Source organism: Pseudomonas sp. AK-TSAG1-1 (genome assembly GCF_056821665.1).
Genome location: NZ_CM165965.1, coordinates 3948265 through 3968775, shown reverse-complemented (window position 1 = coordinate 3968775; position 20511 = coordinate 3948265). Strand labels below are relative to the sequence as shown.

Sequence of the window (20511 nt, the reverse complement as noted above, 5' to 3'; positions counted from 1 at the left end):
GAGTCAGTTACTGCTGCTGCTTTTGTTGTCGACGCGGTAGCCGAAGCTGAAGCCCACGCCCTGGAACAACACCACGTCTGCCAGTTGCCGAGCCAGATCGCCGGCACTCGCCAGTTTGGTTTTCGGCACGAACAGCATGTCGTCCGGTTGCAGGTAGGCGATCTGCGACGCGTCGCCCGCCAGGGCTTTTTCCACGTCGTAGTGCACGGCCTGCACCTGATTGCCGTTGCGGCGCATGATCACCACCGAATCCAGACGCGCCTTGACGTTGGTGCCACGGGCCAGGGTCAACGCTTCAAGCACCGAGACCGGGCGGCGGATCGGGTAGGAACCGGGCTGACCGACTTCGCCGAGCACGTAGATCTCGTTGCCGGCGGTGGATTTGAGCATCACATCGACGCTCATCTTCCCGGGCAACTGCGCGTATTTCTGGTTGAGGAAGGTTTCCAGTTGGTTGATGGTCATGCCTTGCAGCGGCACCGCGCCGATTTCCGGGAAACTCGCATAACCGTCGTTGCCCACAGTGATCTCGCGGCTCATGCCGGTGGCTGGGTGATTCAGCGCGCTTTTGAGGTTCTGTTCATTGGTCAGCGGGCTGATGACCTGCACCGTCAGCTGATTGCGGTTGGGCTGGAACAGTTGCTTGCGCTGATAGGCGCGCTGGATTTCTTCGCGCGCCTCGTCGCCGGTCAGCCCGGCGATTTTCACCGAGGTGTTGGCGCCAGGCAGGTTGATGGTGCCGTCGGGCAACACCAGTTGGTTGCCGTTGAGCTGGCTGGCCGCGGTGAAGTTCAGGCCAATCTGGTCACCCGACTGCACGCGGTAGGCGTCCGAACCGCTGGTGCTGATATGGAAGATCACATCCAGTACATCTTGCGGGCGCAGGGTCTGTTCGACCTTGGGCATGTCGGTCGCCTGGGCATTGGCCGGCGTGGCGGTGAGGATATTCACCGGCATGTTCTGGGTTTCGGGAGTGCTGGAGCAGCCTGCAAGCGGCAGCATCAGCAGAACAAGTATCTTGGCGTTCATGGCGTCATCCTTCGCGTTTGCTTACAGGTTTTTGTAAAGCCACTTGGGCATGTAGTACTTGCGCCGGTTGAACACGCTGCCGACCACTTTTGCCCCGGCCTGGGTCAGGCGTTGCACAGCGGCCTGGGCGACTTCCCAGCGGGTGTCTTCAGCACGGACCACGAACACCACACCGTCGACCTGGGTCCCGAGCACCAGCGTGTCGGCGGCGGAGTACACCGCGTCACCGTCGATCACCACAAAGCGGTACTGGCTGCCCAATTGGTCGAGCAACGGGCTCAGGCGCTCGGCGGTCAGGTGCTCCATGGTGCGGATCGGCCGGCCGTTGGGCAGGATGTGAAACGGCAAGCTCGACACCTGCACCACACAGTCCTGCAACAGCGGCGGACTGTCGGGGTTGAACAACAGGTCGCGCAGGCCGCGCTCCTTGCTCAGGTTCAGTTGTTGCGTGAGGTTGCTGGCCGACTGGCTGGCATCGACCAGCAGCACCTGGCCGCTGCTCATCTGCGCCAGTTGGCTGGCCAGTGCCAGGGCACTGGTGGTGGTGCCCGCGCCGGGGTTGGCGGCGGTCAGAAACAGGATCCGCAGATCCAGATCCAGCACGGTCGAGATCAGGTTCGATTCGCTGGGGTTGGCAATGCTCAGGCTTTTGTTGGTTGAACCGTCCATTAGCTTGCTCCGTGGCCGCTGAATACTTTGAAGGGGGTTTTCAACAGGATCTTCAGATCAAGCAAAAGGCTTTGCTCGGCGATGTAACTGAGGTCCAACTCAACGCGCTGGTCGAAGTCGATGTTGCTGCGCCCGGAGATCTGCCACAGGCCGGTCATGCCGGGGTAGATGCTCAGGCGGGCGAGGTGGTTGTCCTTGTAGCGGTAGGCGTTGAACGAAGTCGGCCGTGGGCCGACCAGGCGCATGTCACCACTGACCACGTTGATCAGATTGGGCAGTTCGTCGAGGCTGGTGCGCCGCAGGAAACCGCCGATCCCGGTGATGCGTGGGTCCTTGTCGATCTTGAAATCGATGGCGTCGGCTCCGTGCTTGTTGAGGTGGCGCAGCGATTCCTTCAGCTCTTCGGCGTTGCAGACCATGGTGCGGAACTTGTACATGCCGAATTTGCGGCCGCGATAGCCGGTGCGTTTTTGCACGAACATCACCGGCCCCGGGCTGGTGAGCTTGATGGCCAGCGCCAGGCCCAGCAGCAGCGGTGAAAACACCACCAGAATCACCAGCGCCCCGACGCAGGCCATTACGCGGTTGGTGCGTGACAGCGTCCATGGCCGGCCACCGTCGCGGCCGGTCAACCAGCCACGGCCCTGCATGTGGATGGCGGTATCGAGGCGCATTCGGTGCTCGGGGTCCATGCGCTTGTCGCGGCGCATCTGATTGATCGGTACACCTTGCTCATGTCCAGTCATGGGGTCCTCCGCTGATGTTCAGCCGCGAGCGGCGCGTGGGCGATAGACAGTGGGGTAGTAGTCTCGAAACCAGGCGATGAAACGCCCCAGTCCTTCATCCAGCTCGATCCGGGGCTGGAACCCGGTGGCCTGGGCCAGATCATCGGTCTCGGCACAGGTGTTGAGCACATCGCCCGGTTGCAGGGGCAAGAGCTCGACAATGGCTTTCTGGCCGAGGTGTTTTTCCATCAGCGCCAGATAGGTTTTCAGCTCCACCGGGTGGTGGCCGCCGATGTTGAACAGGCACCACGGCGCCATGCTGCTGCCCGCGTCGGGGTGTTCGCGGTCCCACTCCGGGTGGTTATGCGGCGGGTGGTCGGTGAGACGGGCGATGCTTTCGACGATGTCGTCGATGTAAGTGAAATCGCGCTGGTGCTCGCCGTAGTTGAACAGCTTCAGCGGCGTGCCTTCGGTGATCGCCCGGGCGAACTGGATCGGCGACATGTCCGGCCGGCCCCAAGGGCCGTACACGGTAAAGAAACGCAGGCCGGTGCTGGGAATCCCGAACAGGTGGCTGTAACTGTGGGCCATCAGCTCGTTGGCTTTTTTGGTGGCGGCGTACAGCGACAGCGGGTGATTGACGCCGTCGTGCACCGAATACGGGATGTGCTGGTTGGCGCCGTACACCGAACTCGACGAGGCGTAGATCAAATGCTCGACCGGGTGATGCCGGCAGCCTTCGAGGATGTTCAAAAAGCCGCAGAGGTTGCTGTCCAGATAGGCTTTCGGGTTTTCCAGCGAGTAGCGCACCCCGGCCTGCGCCGCGAGGTGAATCACCACTTGCGGTTGCTCGCGGACAAACAATGCTTCAATCGCGGCGGCATCGGCCAGATCAATCCGCGCCAACGGGAAATGCCCGACCTGATCGCGCACCCATTGCACGCGATCGTGTTTGAGCTGCGGGTCGTAGTAGCCATTGAAGTTGTCCAGGCCGACCACCGCGTGCCCGTCGCGCATCAGCCGCAACACACAATGGGCGCCAATGAAGCCGGCTGCGCCGGTGACCAGGATTTTCATGGGCGCAGTCCTTCCGGAGCGATATGGCGCAGGCCGATGCCGCTGTAATGCAGGCCGGCGGCGGCCACGTGTTCCGGGTTGTAGAGGTTGCGACCGTCGACAATCACCTTCGAGCGCAGCTTGCTCGCCAGCAGCTCGAAATCGACCACGCGAAAGTTCTTCCACTCGGTGCAGATCACCAGCGCATCGGCATCTTCCAGGGTGTCATCGCGAGTGGCGCACAGGTGCAGATCGTCGCGATAGCCGTACAGTCGCCGGCACTCGGACATGGCTTCCGGATCGTAGGCCTGCACGCTGGCGCCTTCGGCCCACAATGCGTCCATCAGGTAGCGGCTGGGGGCTTCGCGCATGTCATCGGTATTGGGTTTGAATGCCAAGCCCCAGATCGCGATCGACTTGCCGGCCAGGCCTTGCGGAAACTGTGCCTGGAGTTTGCTGAACAGGATGTGCCGCTGGCTGTCATTGACGTCGGTGACGCTGCGCAGCAGTTTCAGTGGCATGCCGTTGTGTTCGGCGGTGTGCAGCAGGGCGCGCAGATCCTTGGGGAAGCACGAACCGCCAAAGCCGCAACCGGGGTAGATGAAGTGGTAGCCGATGCGTGGGTCGGAGCCGATGCCTTTGCGCACGGCTTCGATGTCGGCGCCCAGCAGTTCGGTGAGGTTGGCCAGTTCGTTCATGAAGCTGATACGCGTGGCGAGCATCGCGTTGGCGGCGTACTTGGTCAGCTCGGCGCTGCGGTTGTCCATGAACATCAGTTTTTCGTGGTTGCGGCAGAACGGCGCATACAGCTCGCTCATCTGTTCGCGGGCCGCGTCGTCACGGGTGCCGACGATGATCCGGTCCGGACGCATGCAGTCGGCGAGGGCGCTGCCTTCCTTGAGAAACTCGGGGTTGGACACCACCCGTACCTTGAGGCTGCTGCGACCACGGCGCTGCAACTCTTCGTTGGCCTTGGCGGCCACCTGGTCCGCCGTGCCGACCGGCACCGTGGACTTGATAATCAGGGTGCGATCGGCCTCCATGTGCGAGGCGATCTGCCGGGCGACGTTGAGCACGTGGGTCAGGTCGGCAGAGCCGTCCTCATCGGCCGGGGTGCCCACGGCGATGAAAATCAGCTCGGCATGCGCCACCGCGTCACTGGCCTGGGTACTGAACAGCAAGCGGCCGGCCTTGATGTTTTCCTCCAGTGCTGCGGATAAACCGGGCTCACTAATAGGCGGAACAGCCTGTTGCAGTTGTTTAATCTTGTTCGGGTCAATGTCCACACATAAAACCCGATGTCCGACATCGGCAAGTGCGGCTGCTTGTATAAGGCCAACATAGCCCGTACCAAATACGCTCACGTCCATATTGGCGTGCCTCGTAAGACGGTGGAGGAAGATCGAAAGTGAACTGTCAAAAGGGGTATAGCGCAGGAAGGGAAAAGCGTGTCAGCAAAATGACATGTTGCATGTGTATAACACCGGGCTTTTTTCAGGCTATTGGCCATCAAGTGCTTGCTATTGCTGGATTTGTCCCGTTCTTGACGCTTTTTTCACAATTCAAAGAAAGCGATAAACGGTCGAAAGCCCTGAAATTAAAGACTTGTAGCCGCTGGAGTGTGTCAGGATTGAGTCAACAGTTTTTTGACGCTTCATGAAAAAGTCAGGCTTTTCTTGCGCTTTGATGGCCGGATGCTAGTGTCAGATTTTGACCGACAAACTATTGACCCAATGCCGTTTCGCACGACCGGAATTGCCATGTTTCGATATTTGAAAGAACTGCTTTTAATTGTTTATCTGCTGCTTTATTCCGAATATTACATTGATCGGTTAACGGCTATCGGTGTCGGTTTTGCTGTACTTCTTTTTGGCGCGATGTTTTTGGCGCTCACTTTAGCGTTATATCTAACGGCTTATATTCGTCAGGCACTGATTCGTCATTTATTCGCAATAACGCTGTTTGTTTCGGCGGTATTCTTTGATGTATATACCCGGGTTACCGCTGATTACCTGAGCTACAGCAGTTTTGTCTCGCTGGTGTACTCCGGCGGCTTCATCCAGGAAGCCGCCTATCAGTATCGCGACGCGATCATGCATGGCGCGCTCAGTGGTTTGCTGCTGCTGTTTGGCGTCGGGCTCAAGCCGCGGCATGCGTTGGCGGTGCCCAATGCATGGCGGGTGGCGGCGCCTGTGTGCGGGGTCTTGCTGCTGAGCGCGGTGTTGTTCCTGCGGGCGGGCGAGGGCGCGCGCGGCTTGCCGATCATGTACACGCCGCTGGCCTATCTGAACCTGTTTGCCTATGAAGCGCTGCACAACACCGTCGGCCCGCGTGAGCCGGTGACGCTGGCGCGCAGCACTGCGGCGGTCAATCACGACATCGTGCTGATCATCGACGAAAGCATCTCCGGCAATTACCTGGACATCAACGCGCCGTTCGGGGTGCACAGCAACCTCAAGCAGGCGCATCCAGGTGTCGGCATCTTCAATTACGGTTACGCCGCGTCCATCGCCAACTGCAGCGCCGACACCAACGTCACCCTGCGCTACGGCGGCACCCGCGCCGATTACATGCGGATCAACAGCACGCTGCCGTCGATCTGGCAGTACGCGAAAAAGGCCGGCTTGCGCACCGTCTATATTGACGCCCAGCGCACCGGCGGCAATCTGCAGAACCTGATGACCGACACCGAGAAAAAGGACATCGACGAGTTCGTCCAGTTTGACCAGACCAGCGTGCGTGATCGCGACATGGCCGCCGCTGCGAAGCTGATCGAGCTGCTCAACGACGACCAACCGGAGCTGGTGGTGATCAACAAGGTCGGCGCGCATTTCCCGGTGCACGACAAATACCCCGACGCATTCATGGCCTATCGGCCGACGCTGCCCCGCGGGCAGTTCACCGAAGTGGCCGACACCGGCAAGCGCGACGGTTTCAACGGCCAGCCGGACGATTGGGTGTTGTACCGCAACGCCTACAAAAACACGGTGCTGTGGAATGTCGGCGAGTTTTTTGCCCGGGTGTTTGCCCAGGCCAATCTGAACAATGCGCTGCTGATCTACACCTCGGATCATGGCCAGGATCTGCACGAGCGCGGCAACCCCGGGCTCAATACTCACTGCGGTGGTGATCCGGTGGAGGAAGAGGGGCTGGTGCCGCTGGTGGTGATTCAGGGCGATCAGTTGCACGGCCCGGACTGGGCGCAATCGTTACCGGTGAACAAGGACCGTTCCAGCCACTACAACATTTTTCCGACCTTGCTGCAGTTGATGGGCTACGACCTGGCGGGGATCGAAGCGCTGTATGGCAAGCCGTTGACCCAGCCGACGGCGGACGACTTCACCTTCAATTACCGCTTCAATGCGCGGTTGGGGGCCAAGCCTGAGTGGAAGCACATTGATCTGAAGACCATTGTCACGCCGGGGGAGGCGGCGACCAGTGTGGCGGCCGGGGAGTGAGACTTGTGTTGGGCCAACTGGCCTCTTCGCGAGCAAGCCCGCTTTCACAGTGTTCTATGGTGAACCCAGTCTTTGTGAACAACCGCAATCCCTGTGGGAGCTTGCCTGCAAGCGGTGAGGCCCGATCAAACGCCACTGATCTGATCAGGCCGCTATCCGCTATCCTTGGCCCACACTGACCCAGCGGATGGCGGCATGCTTCAGGTTCAAGGCGTTTTCAAAAGTTACCTCACTCCCCAAGGCCCGTTACCGGTGCTGCAAGGCATCGACCTGACGCTCGAACCCGGCAGCAGCCTGGCGCTGATGGGCGAATCCGGCAGTGGCAAAAGCACTTTGCTGCACCTGATCGCCGGCCTCGACAAGGTCGACCGCGGCAGCATCCGTAGCGGCGAGCATCGGCTGGAGAGCATGAATGAAGCGCAACTGGCCGACTGGCGTCGGACCGAAATCGGTCTGGTGTTCCAGCAGTTCAACCTGATCGGCAGCCTGCGGGTCGAGGACAATCTGGCGTTTCAGGCGCGCCTGGCCGGGCGCCATGAGCCGCGTTGGCAGGCGCATCTGGTGCAGCGTCTGGGGCTGGGCGAATTGCTCAAGCGTTATCCCGAGCAGTTGTCGGGTGGTCAGCAGCAGCGGGTCGCACTGGCCCGGGCCTTGGCGTCACGGCCGAAATTGCTGTTGGCCGACGAGCCGACCGGCAGCCTCGACGAAGCCACCAGCGATGAAGTGCTGCGCCTGTTGCTGGAACTGCTCGACGACACCCCGACCACACTGCTGATGGTCACGCACAGCCCGCGCGTTGCGGCGCGGCTGGCGCAGCGGGTGGTGTTGTCCAACGGCCGGCTGACGTGAACGTTTTCTGGCAAACCCTGCGCGCGCTGCTCAGCCATTGGCGGCGGCATCCGGTGCAGTTCTTCAGTGTGTTGACCGGGCTGTGGCTGGCCACCAGTCTGCTGACCGGCGTCGAGGCGCTGAACAGTCAGGCCCGCGACAGTTACGCCCGGGCCAGCCAGATGATCGGAGGCGAACCGCAGGCCAGCCTCGGCACAGCCAATGGCGCGACGTTTGCGCAGCAGTGGTTCATTGATCTGCGCCGTGCAGGCTGGCCGGTCTCGCCGCTGCTGCAGGGACGACTGGTCTTGAAGGATCACGACAACCAGCGCCTGCAACTGATGGGGATCGAACCGGTGTCGCTGCCGACCGATTCCGCGGTGGCCGGGCAGGCGATGCCGATCGAACGCATCGTCGAGTTCTTCTCGCCACCGGGCAGTACGTGGATTTCACCCGAGACATTGCAAGCGCTGGACCTCGCCGAAGGCGCCACGCCGCAGGCCGTCAACGGCCAGACGCTGCCGCCTCTGCATGCGCAAAAGGACATGGCACCGGGTGTGTTGCTGGTGGACATCGGCGTTGCGCAAACCCTGCTCGAACAACCCGGGCAACTGTCGCGGCTGTTACTGCCCAAGGATTTTCATGCCGAACTGCCGGCCGCGTTCAAAGGGCAGTTGCAACTGAAAAGCAGTGCCGAGGAAAACAATCTGGCGCGCCTGACCGAGAGCTTTCATCTGAATCTCGATGCGTTGGGATTTCTCTCGTTCGTGGTCGGGTTGTTCATCGTTCACGCGGCCATTGGCCTGGCGCTGGAACAGCGTCGAGGGTTGTTGCGCACCTTGCGCGCCTGCGGGGTCAGTGCGCGGTTGCTGATCGCCAGTCTGATCGTCGAACTGGGTGTGCTGGCCATGGTGGGCGGAGTGTTCGGGGTGATCAGCGGTTACTGGCTGGCGAGTGTGTTGCTGCCGGATGTCGCCGCCAGCCTGCGTGGCTTGTACGGCGCGGAAGTGGCGGGGCAGTTGCGCCTGAGTCCGTGGTGGTGGTTCAGCGGTGTCGGCTTGAGCCTGTTCGGCGCGCTGCTGGCCGGCGCCAACAGTCTGTTGCGCGCAGCACGCTTGCCGTTGTTGGCAGTGGCAGATCCGCAGGCCTGGCATCAGCAGCACGCACGCTGGTTGCGGCGCCAGGGTTGGCTGGCGTCGCTATTGGGCGGGACGGCGCTGATGGCGTTGGTGTGGGGCGGCAGCCTCGGCAGCGGTTTTGTGTTGATGGCCGGGCTGTTGCTCGGTGCTGCGCTGGTGTTGCCGGTGCTGCTCAGTGCGGTGCTCAATCAACTGCTCGGGCGCAGTCGCTCGGTGCTCGGTCAGTGGTTTCTCGCCGACTGTCGCCAGCAACTGCCGGCGCTGAGTCTGGCGCTGATGGCGTTGCTGCTGGCGCTGGCCGCCAACATCGGCGCCGGTAGCATGACCGCCGGTTTTCGCCAGACCTTCAACGATTGGCTCGAACAACGCCTGAGCGCCGAGCTTTACATCAACCCGGTGAATCCGGCGCAGTCCCGCGAGCTGTATAGCTGGCTCAAGCAACAGCCGAATGTCAGCGCCGTGCTGCCCAACTGGCAGGTGGCGGTGACCGTGCAAGGCTGGCCGGCGGATGTGTTCGGGGTGATCGATCATGCGCATTATCGACAGCACTGGCCGTTGCTTGACGCGATTGCCGGGGATCCGTGGGCGCATCTGGCGACCGACGATGCGGTCATGCTCAGCGAACAACTGGCGCGGCGCCTCAAAGTGCGCGCGGGTGATCATCTGGCGTTGCCGACCCCGGGGGGGACGTGGACACCGCGCATCGTCGGGATCTACGCCGACTACGGCAATCCCAAGGGGCACGTGCTGGTCAACAGCAACCATCTGCTGCGTTTGTGGCCGTCACTGACGCCGAACCGTTTCAACCTGCGCATCGCGCCGCCAGACATTCCGCCGTTTTTGACTGCGCTGCAAACGGGCTTCCAGATCGATGACAGCCGCATCGTCGATCAGGCGCGGCTCAAGGGTTGGTCGGTGCAAGTGTTCGAGCGCACTTTCGCGGCCACGGCAGCGCTCAACAGCCTGACGCTGGCGGTCGCCGGTGTGGCGCTGTTCATCAGTCTGCTGACCCAGAGCCAGAGCCGCCTCGGACAATTGGCGCCACTGTGGGCGTTAGGCGTGACGCGCCGCCAGTTGATGCTGCTCAACCTCGGCCAGACCTGGTTGCTGGCGGTGCTGACGCTGGTGCTGGCGCTGCCGCTGGGGATCGCGCTGGCGTGGTGTCTGGATGCGGTAATCAATGTGCAGGCGTTTGGTTGGCGTTTACCGCTGCGGATTTTTCCGCTGCAACTTCTGCAACTGATGGGGTTGGCACTGTTGGCGACGCTGCTCGCCTCAGCCTGGCCGCTGTATTCGTTGTACCGCACGCAACCGGCGGATCTGCTGAGGACGTTTGCCCATGAGGATTAACCTCGTTGCGCTGCTGTTCGCGCTGCTGCTTTTGGGCGGCTGCGATCAGCCTGTTTCTGAGCAGAAGGGTTTTGCCGGGCTCGGCGATCAGGCTGCTCAGTTCACTCCCGTAGTGCCGGGGCGGGTGTTCAGCTTCCCGGCGGATCATGGCGCCCACGAAGGTTTTCGTATCGAGTGGTGGTACGTCACCGCCAATCTGAAGGATCAGCAGGGCCATGATTTCGGTGTGCAGTGGACGTTATTTCGCAGCGCCTTGAAACCAACGCCGCAGCCACCGGGATGGGGCAATCAGACGCTCTGGCTTGGCCATGCGGCGGTGACCTCGGCCACCGCGCACCATGCCGCCGAGCGTTACGCCCGGGGTGGCGTAGGGCAGGCCGGAGTGAACGTGGCACCGTTCGAGGCGTGGATTGATGATTGGCGCTTTGCCAGTCAGGCGCCGGATCCGCTGACGGACCTGCAACTCAGTGCCGCAGACAAAGCCTTCAGCTATCAACTGCACCTCACGTCCAGCCGCCCGTTGGTGTTGCAGGGCGACAACGGCTTCAGCCGCAAATCTGAACAGGGCCAGGCTTCGTACTACTACAGTCAGCCGTTTTTTCAGGCCAGCGGCACCCTGCAAATCGACGGGCAGACCTACACCGTCAACGGCCCGGCCTGGCTCGACCGTGAATGGAGCAGCCAACCGCTGGCGGCCAACCAGACTGGATGGGACTGGTTTTCCCTGCACCTGGACAGCGGTGAATCGCTGATGCTGTTTCGCACCCGGCAAACCGATGGCGCGCCGTATCTGACCGGCACCTGGATCAGCACCGACGGCCAGACCCAAACCCTGACGGGCGAGCAGATCAAACTCACTCCTCAGGACACCGCGAAAGTCGCCGGCCGCACGATGCCGGTGCGCTGGTCGATCAGCATTCCCGACAAACACCTCGACATCAGCCTGTCGGCGTTGAACCCCAACGCCTGGATGAACCTGCGCATTCCCTACTGGGAAGGCCCGGTGCGGATCAGCGGCAGCCATGGCGGACGCGGCTATCTGGAAATGACCGGGTACTGACGGCCATACACAAAACCCTGTGGGAGCGGGCTTGCTCGCGAAGGCGCCCGTAAAGCCCCCACAAAGCAATTGCCCGGAACTCCGCTTCTCCCTGCTCCTTTGCGCGACCCCGTCGAGGACTTCCCCATGAGCGACGACCAGACCTGCTGGCAGCAATCCCCCGACGCAGCATCAGAAACCAAAGCCAAGCCCTGAACAGCGTCTATGCTCAGTGGCACATTCGGCGCCGAACACGCGTTGGCGCCGGGTGCTGCCATTCATCACAGGGAAAGTACCGCTTATGAAGCTCCAAGCACTGGCCAAGGCCATCACCCTCGCAACCGTATTGTCCGCCACCAGCTTCGGCGCATTGGCTGCCGATATTCCGCTGTCCGCCACCCTCGAGGCCGATCAGGTCACCACCAAAGTGCTGGCCGTCGATGCAGCTAAACATCAGGTCGTGCTCGAAGGTGCTGAAGGTCGCCAGGTCCACGTTCAACTGAGCGACAAGGCGAAAAATCTGGCCAACCTCAAGGTCGGCGACCAAGTGAACGTTGAAGTGCAGCGCTCCGTGGCGGCCTACCTGGATACCGATGTGGATAAAGGTCTGCCTGGTACTGTCGAGCGCAGCGGCGAGTTGCGCAAGGCTCCGGGCAGTGAAAACCCGGGTGGCGAAGCGTATCGCCAGGTTCAGGTGCAACTGAAAATCACCAAAATTGATTTGAAGAAGAATCAGGTGACCCTGGAAAACCCGGCGGGCCAGTCGAAAATCCTCGACGTGAAAAAGCCAGAAATTCAAGCCAAGCTGAAGGATCTGAAAGAAGGGCAGAGCGTTATCGTCACTTACACAGATATATTAAAAGTGACCAGTCAGCATGAAAGCTGAGTATTAACTCTACAGGATGGTTGTTCTTGTACAGATTATTGTATGAGAACAATCATCTGAAATAAGTGATGCAGCAGGTTGAAAGTTTCGCGAAAGAATTGATCGATAAATATCTATTAACTTTTTCGTACATAATCTTTACCTTTATGAATGACGACATATGCGCCAACTTCTATTAAAATCCCTCTCGTTCGCCCAGTGTCAGGGCTCTTTACCGGTGCATGGATTGCCAGGCCATTACACTGGGCGAACACCTCTTCGGAGCGGATGTATACAATTTCAGACAAAAAAAGGGCGACTTTGAAGTCGCCCTTTTTTGTGCCCGTGATTACGCCGATGCCTGCCCCTCAAAGCGTTTGAGGGTGGCCTCGTACATCCGGGTCCGGCGGTGATTTTTACCGTAGGTGCCGGCAGCTGCGACGGTTCCTGCCTGGATATGATCCAGATAGCGGAAGATCTTGCGCGGCGCCAACAGCTTGATGCCGTAGCCCAACGCTGTCACTCGATCCTGCAGGGTATAACCGGGCACCCGGTCATCCATACAAAAGTGCAGCCCCAGGGACTTCATCAATTTGACGTTCCACAACGTGCAGAAACTTTTTAGATGAGTTTCCCGATAAGGTTTCGGCTCTTTGCTGCGCAAGCCCAACGAGGTTTTGGCCCGGCGAACATAATGTTTGCAAAAGCGCGAAGTTAATCGCCAGGTGTCTCTCACAACCCCACGATTAATTTGCTCGACACACCCGACGGCGGCGATGTCCGCAGTCTTGGTGCACTCACGCAGCATCATCGCGAAGACTTCCTTGTCGTAGACAAAGGTGTCGGTGTGCAGCAGAAACAGATAGTCGGTTTCAACTTTCTCCAATGCCATGTCCAGCGCCTTGCCATGAGCAATATGCCCAGCTTCTTTGCCGGCAGAGGGACGTTCGATCAGATTGATCCAGTCCAGCGAGCGCAAGTAATCCAGGCTGGCATCCGCCGAATCATTGTCCACCACCCAAACCGGAATGCGCTGCGCCTGAACGTGCTGGCGCAACAGTTCCAGGCACATCCGGGTGATGTCCGGGGTTTTGTAATTTACCAATACAAGACTGAAATTCGGCTGCGTAACGGCTGGTAAATCAAACTGGCTCATGTCGGGACGCTCATCCACGGTTGATCGGTGACAGGTGTCTGTCGGGCCGGGATGCTAGCGACGCAACCTTAGTTGAAGCTTAATTTGCCGATGAGGAAGTGGGTCGAAGTGTGTCGAGCCCAGACACCTCACACACGACTTAAGCCGGCCCACACGCTAAACTGCGCGTCCTTTTTCACGCCTCAAGGAACAAACGGCGCCCGCCGTAGACTCACGGATGAAACCACTCTCGCTCTACCACCCAGCCTTGTATTGGCTGCGCGTCTGGCAAAAAAGGCTGTTCCGCCAGATCGCCTGGCACTGCTCCAGCCAACGCTATGCAAGCCTTGTTGCTGGCGCTGAGCGTCTGCCATTTCGTTACCTGAAACACACCTCGAAACTTATCCGCAAACTCGGCGACTCCGATCTCGCCCTGCAACACAACAAAGTCATCAACCTAAAACTCGCCGTCGCCGCCATCGATGGCGTCATCATCGCCCCCGGCGAACACTTCTCCTTCTGCCGCCTCGTCGGCCGGCCAACCCGCAAACGCGGCTACGTCGAAGGCATGGAACTGTCCTTCGGCGAAGCGCGACGCGGTATCGGCGGCGGAATCTGCCAGCTGAGCAACCTGATCCACTGGATGGCGATTCACTCACCACTGGTGGTCGTTGAACGCTCCAACCACAGCTTCGATCCATTCCCGGACGAGGGGCGAGTATTGCCATTCGGTTCCGGCGCGGCGATTTTCTATAACTACGTAGATCTGGTGCTGCACAACCCGACGGATCGGACTTTTCAGTTGAAGTTGAACGTGGGGGAGACGCAGCTGGAGGGGGAATTGTTGTGCGATCGGGTGCGGGATTATCGGTATCACGTGTTTCAGGAAGGGCACCGGTTTGTGCGGGATGGGGAGCGGGTGTATCGGGAGAATGAGATCTGGCGGGAGGTGCGGGAGAAGGGGCAGGTGGGGGAATTGGTGGAGAGGGTGAGGTTGTATCGGAATCGGGTGGTGGTTAAGTATGAGGTGATGGACGAGTTGATTGGGTAGGGCGCCAATAGCTACGATGATACTGGCGTCCACTGATCAGTTTCTGAAATAGAGCTCATCCAGTTGGTGTTTGCGTATGGACAGATACTCTTCCCATACCTTGGGGAAGTCTTCATCTTTGGTCAGCGGGAAGGTCAGATAGATGTACCTTCCAACCACACTGATGTATTGCCTCGCACGCTTAAAAGCCGGTTGTTCGTAAGCTGCCACGCTATCGTCATAGGCTTCATGGTAGTGATGGATGCTCACTCGGTGCGGGGCGATCATGCACCGCGAAAAATCGATCACCCAGCAGCTGTCAACGGCCGTACTCAAATAACCGTAGATACCATCGCTGGATAGACGAATGCACGAATTAGCCTGGGTGCCGTCATCATCGTTGACCAAAATGATCTGGTCCGCGAAGTATTTGATATTTCTGCCGTCAGGCCCTTGCAGGAGCAAGCTCCAGCCTTCGGCTCCCATGCGGAATTCACCGTTGTTTTCGAAGGTGGCGGTCCAGTTATTATGACTGCGACGCCAACGGCAACCTTGCCGGTATCGATGACAGCCGCAAAGGCAAACGCAGCTACCACTACGACCCGCTGGACAGACTGATCAGCATCCGTGGCGCTATGCCAGAAAGCTTTGTACATGATCCGGCAGGCAACCTCCTCGGCCAGAACGATCTGCCCGCGACCAACCTCGCCAACGTCAAAGTCAACCGCCTGCTGATGCAGGGTGATCCTCACTACGATAACGGCGCTCACGGCAACCTAAGCCGTGAGCGCCGTGGTACTGGGCAGAAACTCGTCACCGAATATCGCTACGACTGTCAGCACCGCCTCATCGGCGTCAGCCTGCCGGGCGGTAGCACCGCGTCCTATAAATACGACGCCTTCGGCCGCCGCATTGAGAAGACCGTTGATGGCCAGACCACAGAGTTCTTGTGGCAAGGTGAACGGCTGATCGCTGAAAGCGCTGAGAACCGCTACCGCAGCTACGTCTACGAACCGGGCACCTTCCGACCTTTGGCGATGCTCGACGGCAAAGGCCCGCTCAGGGCTACACCGTTCTATTACCAACTCGACCATCTTGGCACTCCGCAGGAACTCACCGATTACAGCGGCGAGATCATGTGGTCGGCAAAGTATCGAACCTACGGCAATCTCGCGGCATTGGAAATCAGTGAAATCGATAACCCGTTACGGTTCCAGGGTCAGTATTTCAATGCCGAGACATGTCTACACTACAATCGCTATCGCTACTACAATCCGAACACTGGAAGTTTTTTGACCCCGGACCCGATCAAACTAGCGGGGGGGCTGACTGGAAAGGAAAGCCGGGGGAAAGCCCTTGGTACTCTGACATTCCTGAGGTCAACGAGGTAACCAAAGGGGGGGCTATTCCTTTCGTCAATGGTCGTCCCGACTTTTCACAGTGGTCCAAAGGTACTGTCAAGTTAAAACCTGGTGTAGTAGATGGAACAGATCAAGACTTCAAAAAAGTCTATGAAAGACTGAAAGAGGATCGAGGCCTGAGAAGTGCCAATGCTGCTAGACCACTGCTACGACAAGCTGGGTTCACACCACACCATCTTGATAAAGAGACTATTCAGTTAATACCAACAGACCTACATGGAAACATCCCCCATATCGGCTCTGCTTCGGACATGAGGAATTAGTTATGTCATATGATAAGATTTTAAACGAACTCGGCGCCGAGTCGATGTCTTTCGAGACAAAACGGCCCCGCAACAGTTTGCAAAGCGATATTAAAATCACAGAAAACTTGAAAAAGCTCCTTGACAGATTCAAGACAGCCATTGTCTTTTCCAATGGTGCAAAATTCAAAATATCTAAAGAGCTGCCTATCGGTGACAAAAACGGCTTCGTATTTCTGGATGTACTATACGGACTAGCTTCAGACTCAAACAACATACACTACAAGAATGAAATGTATTCGAACCAAATACGCAGTGACTTCTACACTTTTGGTGAATCAGGTGGAGGAGATCAATTTTGCATTAACAAAAATACAGAAGAAGTATATTACTGGTATCACGAAGCAAAAGATTATGCATTATCACTATTTCTAATTGCGCCATCCTTTACTAATTTTTTCGAGCAACTCATACCTGACAATGATGAAACCAACTCAAAAGATGACGGCGGAGTAATCAGTGCCGAGTTTAATTTTTAGAAAATCGCAATTCAGAATTGCCCTAGTCGGATGTCATAGACATTGTCCATGCTCCGATCCGGGGTGAATTACCCCTGATTTACTCGCCATATGGCTCTTTGTGTAGGCCCTAGAACTAGGTACGGAACATTTGTGCCACCAGGGGACTATGAAAATAAATGAAAGTCAGATGCAAAACAAACAAAATAGACAACAGCTTTACGCAAGACACTGCAACAATACTGAGGCGCTCTATCTCAATCAGCGACAGTTGGCTAGAGGTGGAAATTGAAAAGAACATACAATTTACGGCATAGAGTTCTGGGATGATTGCCCATGGATTTACATATGCGCAGACTCGTATGATGAATGCCCCAAACCGTTCGCACTAGAATTTTTTGAAATCACTGAAAAAATTTCTTCTCATTGGGTTCTAAGGTCAAAAGACACATACAATAGCAAAGTTAAGACACAGCTCGTTTTTTTGCGAATGAGCTGACGACGACAGCTTTTTGGTGAGTGTGAAATGTAGAAAAAGGGCGACGTATTTATTTTCAGTCCCTTTTGAATCGAAAGGGGAGCAAGCCGGAAAAAATCTGTCCCATTTGCCTTTATGTCCCTCCGCCTCGGCTAGGCTATTGATGGACATTCTACCTTCGGAGGCCGAGATACAGATATCTGTTCGGGGCAAGACCACGTCTAGAAAATCGAATGTGGAATGCCCTTGCTGCTTGCCAGATAATTCAGGGTTGAAAAAAGTCAGGTTCTAAGTTCGACGTATTCTTTGAAGAATGAATAAAAGTTGTCTGCTATTTTTTTTGACGGCTTTTTCTTAAACAGATCGTAGCTAGTGATCTGTCCGTTCTCCGTGGGTCCACAATCAATTGCCCAGCAAACTTCGTAATCTTTTAAGTAAATCACTGCAAAGTTGCTAGGCAGTTCAAATTCTGATCGGCAGTACACGGTGCTGTAATTTACAGTTCCGCCATTGTCTAAAGTCGCATCATTGTTCTCAATCCCGCATATTTCTGAGCCTGCTGCTCCACCGCCACCGCATACATTCAAGAAATCAACGAAATCTTCAGTTAGTTTTATGCCTAAAATAATTTCGAGTTTTTTAATTTGCTCAGTAGTGGCGGGGCCGAGCCAAAAAGTTTCTTCGTCGGAATTGTCGAGCTTTGTTATCAAATCTTGATAGTTATGCATGATTTTGCTCACTCAAAGTCTTTGGTTTATTCTTTCCAATATGCTTTTCGCGGTACTTGGCAGCTCACATGATCTCGTTGCTGTATTCGGTCCGTTCCTGCGATGTTCCCAAGCGGTAAAGCTGATAGTAGAACGGAGTGGCCTGACGCAGGCCCTCACCATCGATCATGGCAAGCGGGCGCAAGGTACCCGGTTCGTAGATGTAACTGCGGTCGCGGTTTTCTCTGCTTTCCGCGATCAGTCTTTCACCCATTTATCCAAAGGAAGCTTCTCGGTTTTTTTTGCAAATATTTCTTTTGCTTCCCGAAGAGTCATGTGGTTTGGGCCGCTATAAGTGTCAAGGTTGCTAGTTCCATTGTCTTCCCATTTGCATAGGTCGCAAATTTCATAATTACCAAGCACTGAAAGCGTGCGATATTTACAGCACGGGCAAGGCATCAGAGTTTCAATTTCTCCAGATACCTCGTACTCTCCAATATTTAATTGCTTTAATTTTTTTGATAGGAATGCGTTTGTTACGCCTTTATAGCTTGATGTTAGGGCAAGCATGATAAGTTCGTCATATTTTTTATCATCGATGTCGCTAGGTAAATCGTCCTCGCTAGTAATAAGTCTTTGTAGTTGCTCTGATAGCGTGAAGAATTCAGGATTACTCTCATCAATATTCCACCAATCGAGGAGATGAGATTCTCGCTCGTCATGGTCAAGCAAAATCAAAATTGCCGTTGAGATTTTTTTTACAGCATCGTGTCGATCAATTTTGGTCATTTTATAAACCCTTAGCCAATTCGATGGCGGATTGGAAGGCGTCGGCGCTTCTACCATCATCTCTATAGAATGTTCTAATTTCTCTGGACTTCAAGTGCCCAACAAATATTCGTCCAGTTGCTGGGTCATGTTTGATTACAAAATTTCCGACATTCGTTTCGTTAAAACTTCCTGATTCTTTCGAGAATTCTTTCGCCTTTTTTAAGTATTCAGTTTGGCTTATGTTTCCGAATTCTTTTTGATCAATTACATGCTTTTGATAATGAGGTTGCAACTTCCCAGAAGAAAATCCCTTCCAATTGACAGATGCGGCCGCCGTTGGAACCTGCGCATCTCCTTGATTTACCCGGGCTTTGTCCTCAGGCGCCTCAGCGCCTTGGCCAGGAATGCATTTATCTCCGCCAGGACAAGTGTTCAGACCAAGCGGATCCACCCAACCCGTAGGGTTAGGCACGTATCGATAGTTGTTCAACCCACCCGAAAGCTTGATCGGATCCGGCGTCAAAAACCGCCCAGTGCCCGGATTGTAGTAGCGGTGCCGGTTGTAATGTAACCCTGTCTCGGCATCGAAGTACTGACCTTGGAAGCGCAGCGGGTTATCTATCTCGCTGACATCCAGCGCAGCGAGGTTGCCGTAGGCGCGATACTTCGCCGACCACATGATCTCGCCGCTGTAATCAGTGAGTTCTTGCGGTGTGCCGAGGTGGTCGAGTTGGTAGTAAAACGGCGTGGCCTTGCGTGGACCTTCGCCATCAAGCATCACCAATGGGCGGAAGCTATCGGGTTCGTAGATGTAGCTGCGATAACGGTTGTCACCGCTTTCAACGATCAGTCGTTCACCTTGCCACAGAAACTCGGTGGTCTGGCCGTCGACGGTCTTCCCGATGCGGCGACCGAAGGCATCGTATTTGTACGACGCCGTACTGCCCCCCGGCAGACTTACGCCAATCAGACGATGTTGGCAGTCATAACGGTATTCAGTAACGAGTTTCTGGTTAGCGCCGCGCCGCTCGCGGATCAGGTTGCCGTAGGCGTCGTAGTCGTAGTGGCGGTCGCCCTGCATCAGCAGGCGGTTGCCTTTGACGTTGGCTAGGTTGGCTACGGGCATGTCGGTCTGACCGAGCAGGTTACCCTCCGGGTCATGAGCGAAGGTTTCGGGTGTAGCGCCACGAACGCTGACCAGGCGATCCAGTGGGTCGTAGGCCTTGAATTCGCTGTAGCTGTTCTTTTCGACGGTGTCGTGGCGTTCGTTGCCGACGCGGATCTTCTGGTCGTGTTCGATGTTCTCGTCCCAGTCGCGCTGGGCATGGAGGTAGATCTGCTCCTGACCTTTCTTGTCTTCAATGCGCAGTTCGTTGTAGCCGCCACCGCCCATCGAACTCAGGGTCTTGAAGGTGCTGCGGGTCTTGTTCGCCGGCAGCGCGTAGGGGACGGTGTTTTCCTTGTGGTACAGGCAGCCGCTGATCAGCGGTTGATCGGGGTCGCCTTCAAGGAAGGTGACCAGCACTTCCATGCCGATGCGCGGGATGGCGATGCCGCCGTACTGGGCGCCGGCCCAGGCGCTGGAGACGCGCAGCCAGCAACTGGTCTTGTCGTCGGCCTGGCCTTCGCGGTCCCAGTGGAATTGCACTTTGACCCGGCCGTACTGGTCGCAATGGATCTCTTCGCCTTTGGGGCCGGTCACCACGGCGCTCTGACTGCCGAGGATGCGCGGTTTCGGGTGGCGCAGCGGTGGACGGTTCGGCACGTCCCACGGGGTCGCCTGAAAGCGGTTGCGGTAGCCCTGATGGAAATCGTCTTTCAGCGCGGTGGTGTCGCTGGTCACCGATTCTTCCAGCACTTGCGGCTGTTTGCCTTCGTGCAGGACTTCAGTGAGCAGCCACAGGTCGTTCCACTTGGCCTTCGGGTGCTCGGTCAGGGCGAGGAAATGGCCGCTGACCAGCAGCGGCTGGTCGCTCTTGCCTTCGGCGAGCTGGAAGTCGCTGCGGTGGCGGATGATGCATTTTGTAGTCTTGGCATGGGATGCTAAGGTT

General features: G+C 57.1%; 17 protein-coding genes and 3 pseudogenes. 9 read left to right on the top strand and 11 right to left on the bottom strand.

Translation table 11 applies throughout. The features are described 5' to 3' along the window. Nucleotides 1-3: 3 nt before the first annotated feature. Genes AC1UK9_RS17585 through AC1UK9_RS17565 form a run of 5 tightly spaced genes read right to left on the bottom strand, consistent with a single transcriptional unit; the run spans nucleotide 4 to nucleotide 4849 of the window. Nucleotides 4-1029 carry a polysaccharide biosynthesis/export family protein gene (locus AC1UK9_RS17585; RefSeq protein WP_025109885.1) on the bottom strand — a complete coding sequence of 342 codons (1026 nt, stop codon included), beginning with the start codon at nucleotides 1027-1029 and terminating at the stop codon, nucleotides 4-6. A gap of 21 nt (nucleotides 1030-1050) precedes the next feature. Then, nucleotides 1051-1698 (bottom strand): CpsD/CapB family tyrosine-protein kinase, encoded by a 648-nt coding sequence (locus AC1UK9_RS17580; RefSeq protein WP_025109886.1) that lies wholly within the window; start codon nucleotides 1696-1698, stop codon nucleotides 1051-1053. Further along, nucleotides 1698-2444 (bottom strand): sugar transferase, encoded by a 747-nt coding sequence (locus AC1UK9_RS17575; protein ID WP_473012978.1) that lies wholly within the window; start codon nucleotides 2442-2444, stop codon nucleotides 1698-1700. The genes AC1UK9_RS17580 and AC1UK9_RS17575 overlap by 1 nt, the downstream gene beginning before the upstream one ends. 18 nt (nucleotides 2445-2462) lie before the next feature. Beyond that, on the bottom strand, nucleotides 2463-3500 hold the full coding sequence (locus AC1UK9_RS17570; protein WP_025109888.1) for an NAD-dependent epimerase: 1038 nt from the start codon (nucleotides 3498-3500) through the stop codon (nucleotides 2463-2465). Then, nucleotides 3497-4849, bottom strand: coding sequence for a UDP-glucose dehydrogenase family protein (locus AC1UK9_RS17565; RefSeq protein ID WP_025109889.1), 1353 nt, complete (start codon nucleotides 4847-4849; stop codon nucleotides 3497-3499). The genes AC1UK9_RS17570 and AC1UK9_RS17565 overlap by 4 nt, the downstream gene beginning before the upstream one ends. 390 nt (nucleotides 4850-5239) lie before the next feature. On the opposite strand from AC1UK9_RS17565, the gene AC1UK9_RS17560 reads away from it, so the two are divergent. The 5 genes from AC1UK9_RS17560 (at nucleotide 5240) to AC1UK9_RS17540 (ending at nucleotide 12179) form a co-directional block, all read left to right on the top strand. Beyond that, nucleotides 5240-6937 carry a sulfatase-like hydrolase/transferase gene (locus AC1UK9_RS17560; RefSeq protein WP_482578136.1) on the top strand — a complete coding sequence of 566 codons (1698 nt, stop codon included), beginning with the start codon at nucleotides 5240-5242 and terminating at the stop codon, nucleotides 6935-6937. Nucleotides 6938-7132: 195 nt separating this feature from the next. After that, nucleotides 7133-7786: an ABC transporter ATP-binding protein gene (locus AC1UK9_RS17555; protein WP_482578135.1), complete on the top strand. Its 654-nt coding sequence runs from the start codon at nucleotides 7133-7135 to the stop codon at nucleotides 7784-7786. Continuing rightward, nucleotides 7783-10254 carry an ABC transporter permease gene (locus tag AC1UK9_RS17550; RefSeq protein WP_482578134.1) on the top strand — a complete coding sequence of 824 codons (2472 nt, stop codon included), beginning with the start codon at nucleotides 7783-7785 and terminating at the stop codon, nucleotides 10252-10254. Before AC1UK9_RS17555 ends, AC1UK9_RS17550 begins: the two co-directional genes overlap by 4 nt. Beyond that, nucleotides 10244-11314 (top strand): lipocalin-like domain-containing protein, encoded by a 1071-nt coding sequence (locus AC1UK9_RS17545; protein ID WP_473012974.1) that lies wholly within the window; start codon nucleotides 10244-10246, stop codon nucleotides 11312-11314. The genes AC1UK9_RS17550 and AC1UK9_RS17545 overlap by 11 nt, the downstream gene beginning before the upstream one ends. A 280-nt stretch (nucleotides 11315-11594) precedes the next feature. Next, nucleotides 11595-12179 carry a hypothetical protein gene (locus AC1UK9_RS17540; RefSeq protein WP_025109894.1) on the top strand — a complete coding sequence of 195 codons (585 nt, stop codon included), beginning with the start codon at nucleotides 11595-11597 and terminating at the stop codon, nucleotides 12177-12179. Nucleotides 12180-12507: 328 nt separating this feature from the next. Here the strand turns inward: AC1UK9_RS17540 and AC1UK9_RS17535 are convergent, their stop codons facing one another. Then, entirely contained in the window at nucleotides 12508-13314 is an 807-nt protein-coding gene (locus tag AC1UK9_RS17535) for a glycosyltransferase family 2 protein (protein ID WP_482578133.1), read from the bottom strand. A gap of 217 nt (nucleotides 13315-13531) precedes the next feature. Here AC1UK9_RS17535 and AC1UK9_RS17530 point away from each other — a divergent pair, with 217 nt between their 5' ends. Further along, nucleotides 13532-14344, top strand: coding sequence for a VanW family protein (locus AC1UK9_RS17530; RefSeq protein ID WP_482578132.1), 813 nt, complete (start codon nucleotides 13532-13534; stop codon nucleotides 14342-14344). Between the two features lie 36 nt (nucleotides 14345-14380). Here AC1UK9_RS17530 and AC1UK9_RS17525 read toward each other — a convergent pair whose 3' ends face one another. Then, entirely contained in the window at nucleotides 14381-14809 is a 429-nt protein-coding gene (locus tag AC1UK9_RS17525; RefSeq protein ID WP_482578131.1) for a hypothetical protein, read from the bottom strand. Between the two features lie 41 nt (nucleotides 14810-14850). Here AC1UK9_RS17525 and AC1UK9_RS17520 point away from each other — a divergent pair. The 3 genes and pseudogenes from AC1UK9_RS17520 to AC1UK9_RS17510 all read left to right on the top strand — a co-directional run. Further along, nucleotides 14851-15651 (top strand): annotated as a pseudogene (locus tag AC1UK9_RS17520) (RHS repeat domain-containing protein); the annotation flags it as partial. Further along, complete coding sequence (locus AC1UK9_RS17515; RefSeq protein ID WP_482578130.1) at nucleotides 15564-16007, top strand: HNH endonuclease; 444 nt, start codon at nucleotides 15564-15566, stop codon at nucleotides 16005-16007. The pseudogene AC1UK9_RS17520 and the gene AC1UK9_RS17515, both read left to right, overlap by 88 nt. Before the next feature lie 2 nt (nucleotides 16008-16009). Then, nucleotides 16010-16525, top strand: coding sequence for an SMI1/KNR4 family protein (locus AC1UK9_RS17510; RefSeq protein WP_482578129.1), 516 nt, complete (start codon nucleotides 16010-16012; stop codon nucleotides 16523-16525). A 738-nt stretch (nucleotides 16526-17263) separates the two neighbouring features. Here the strand turns inward: AC1UK9_RS17510 and AC1UK9_RS17505 are convergent. The 4 genes and pseudogenes from AC1UK9_RS17505 to tssI all read right to left on the bottom strand — a co-directional run. Next, the gene (locus AC1UK9_RS17505; RefSeq protein WP_482578128.1) at nucleotides 17264-17710 is read right to left on the bottom strand and encodes an SMI1/KNR4 family protein; all 447 of its coding nucleotides are present in this window, start codon (nucleotides 17708-17710) and stop codon (nucleotides 17264-17266) included. A gap of 67 nt (nucleotides 17711-17777) precedes the next feature. Then, nucleotides 17778-17960 (bottom strand): annotated as a pseudogene (locus tag AC1UK9_RS17500) (RHS repeat-associated core domain-containing protein); the annotation flags it as partial. Then, nucleotides 17948-18148 (bottom strand): CPCC family cysteine-rich protein, encoded by a 201-nt coding sequence (locus AC1UK9_RS17495; protein WP_482580489.1) that lies wholly within the window; start codon nucleotides 18146-18148, stop codon nucleotides 17948-17950. The pseudogene AC1UK9_RS17500 and the gene AC1UK9_RS17495, both read right to left, overlap by 13 nt. A gap of 331 nt (nucleotides 18149-18479) precedes the next feature. Beyond that, nucleotides 18480-20483, bottom strand: a pseudogene (gene tssI / locus AC1UK9_RS17490) (type VI secretion system tip protein TssI/VgrG); the annotation flags it as partial. Nucleotides 20484-20511 lie beyond the last annotated feature (28 nt).

Bases quoted from the DNA above. Each gene is read 5' to 3' on its own strand.
- AC1UK9_RS17585 (WP_025109885.1), bottom strand. From the start codon at position 1,029: ATGAACGCCAAGATACTTGTTCTGCTGATGCTGCCGCTTGCAGGCTGC.
- AC1UK9_RS17580 (WP_025109886.1), bottom strand. From the start codon at position 1,698: ATGGACGGTTCAACCAACAAAAGCCTGAGCATTGCCAACCCCAGCGAA.
- AC1UK9_RS17575 (WP_473012978.1), bottom strand. From the start codon at position 2,444: ATGACTGGACATGAGCAAGGTGTACCGATCAATCAGATGCGCCGCGAC.
- AC1UK9_RS17570 (WP_025109888.1), bottom strand. From the start codon at position 3,500: ATGAAAATCCTGGTCACCGGCGCAGCCGGCTTCATTGGCGCCCATTGT.
- AC1UK9_RS17565 (WP_025109889.1), bottom strand. From the start codon at position 4,849: ATGGACGTGAGCGTATTTGGTACGGGCTATGTTGGCCTTATACAAGCA.
- AC1UK9_RS17560 (WP_482578136.1), top strand. From the start codon at position 5,240: ATGTTTCGATATTTGAAAGAACTGCTTTTAATTGTTTATCTGCTGCTT.
- AC1UK9_RS17555 (WP_482578135.1), top strand. From the start codon at position 7,133: ATGCTTCAGGTTCAAGGCGTTTTCAAAAGTTACCTCACTCCCCAAGGC.
- AC1UK9_RS17545 (WP_473012974.1), top strand. From the start codon at position 10,244: ATGAGGATTAACCTCGTTGCGCTGCTGTTCGCGCTGCTGCTTTTGGGC.
- AC1UK9_RS17540 (WP_025109894.1), top strand. From the start codon at position 11,595: ATGAAGCTCCAAGCACTGGCCAAGGCCATCACCCTCGCAACCGTATTG.
- AC1UK9_RS17535 (WP_482578133.1), bottom strand. From the start codon at position 13,314: ATGAGCCAGTTTGATTTACCAGCCGTTACGCAGCCGAATTTCAGTCTT.
- AC1UK9_RS17530 (WP_482578132.1), top strand. From the start codon at position 13,532: ATGAAACCACTCTCGCTCTACCACCCAGCCTTGTATTGGCTGCGCGTC.
- AC1UK9_RS17525 (WP_482578131.1), bottom strand. From the start codon at position 14,809: ATGGGAGCCGAAGGCTGGAGCTTGCTCCTGCAAGGGCCTGACGGCAGA.
- AC1UK9_RS17515 (WP_482578130.1), top strand. From the start codon at position 15,564: ATGTCTACACTACAATCGCTATCGCTACTACAATCCGAACACTGGAAG.
- AC1UK9_RS17510 (WP_482578129.1), top strand. From the start codon at position 16,010: ATGTCATATGATAAGATTTTAAACGAACTCGGCGCCGAGTCGATGTCT.
- AC1UK9_RS17505 (WP_482578128.1), bottom strand. From the start codon at position 17,710: ATGCATAACTATCAAGATTTGATAACAAAGCTCGACAATTCCGACGAA.
- AC1UK9_RS17495 (WP_482580489.1), bottom strand. From the start codon at position 18,148: ATGCCTTGCCCGTGCTGTAAATATCGCACGCTTTCAGTGCTTGGTAAT.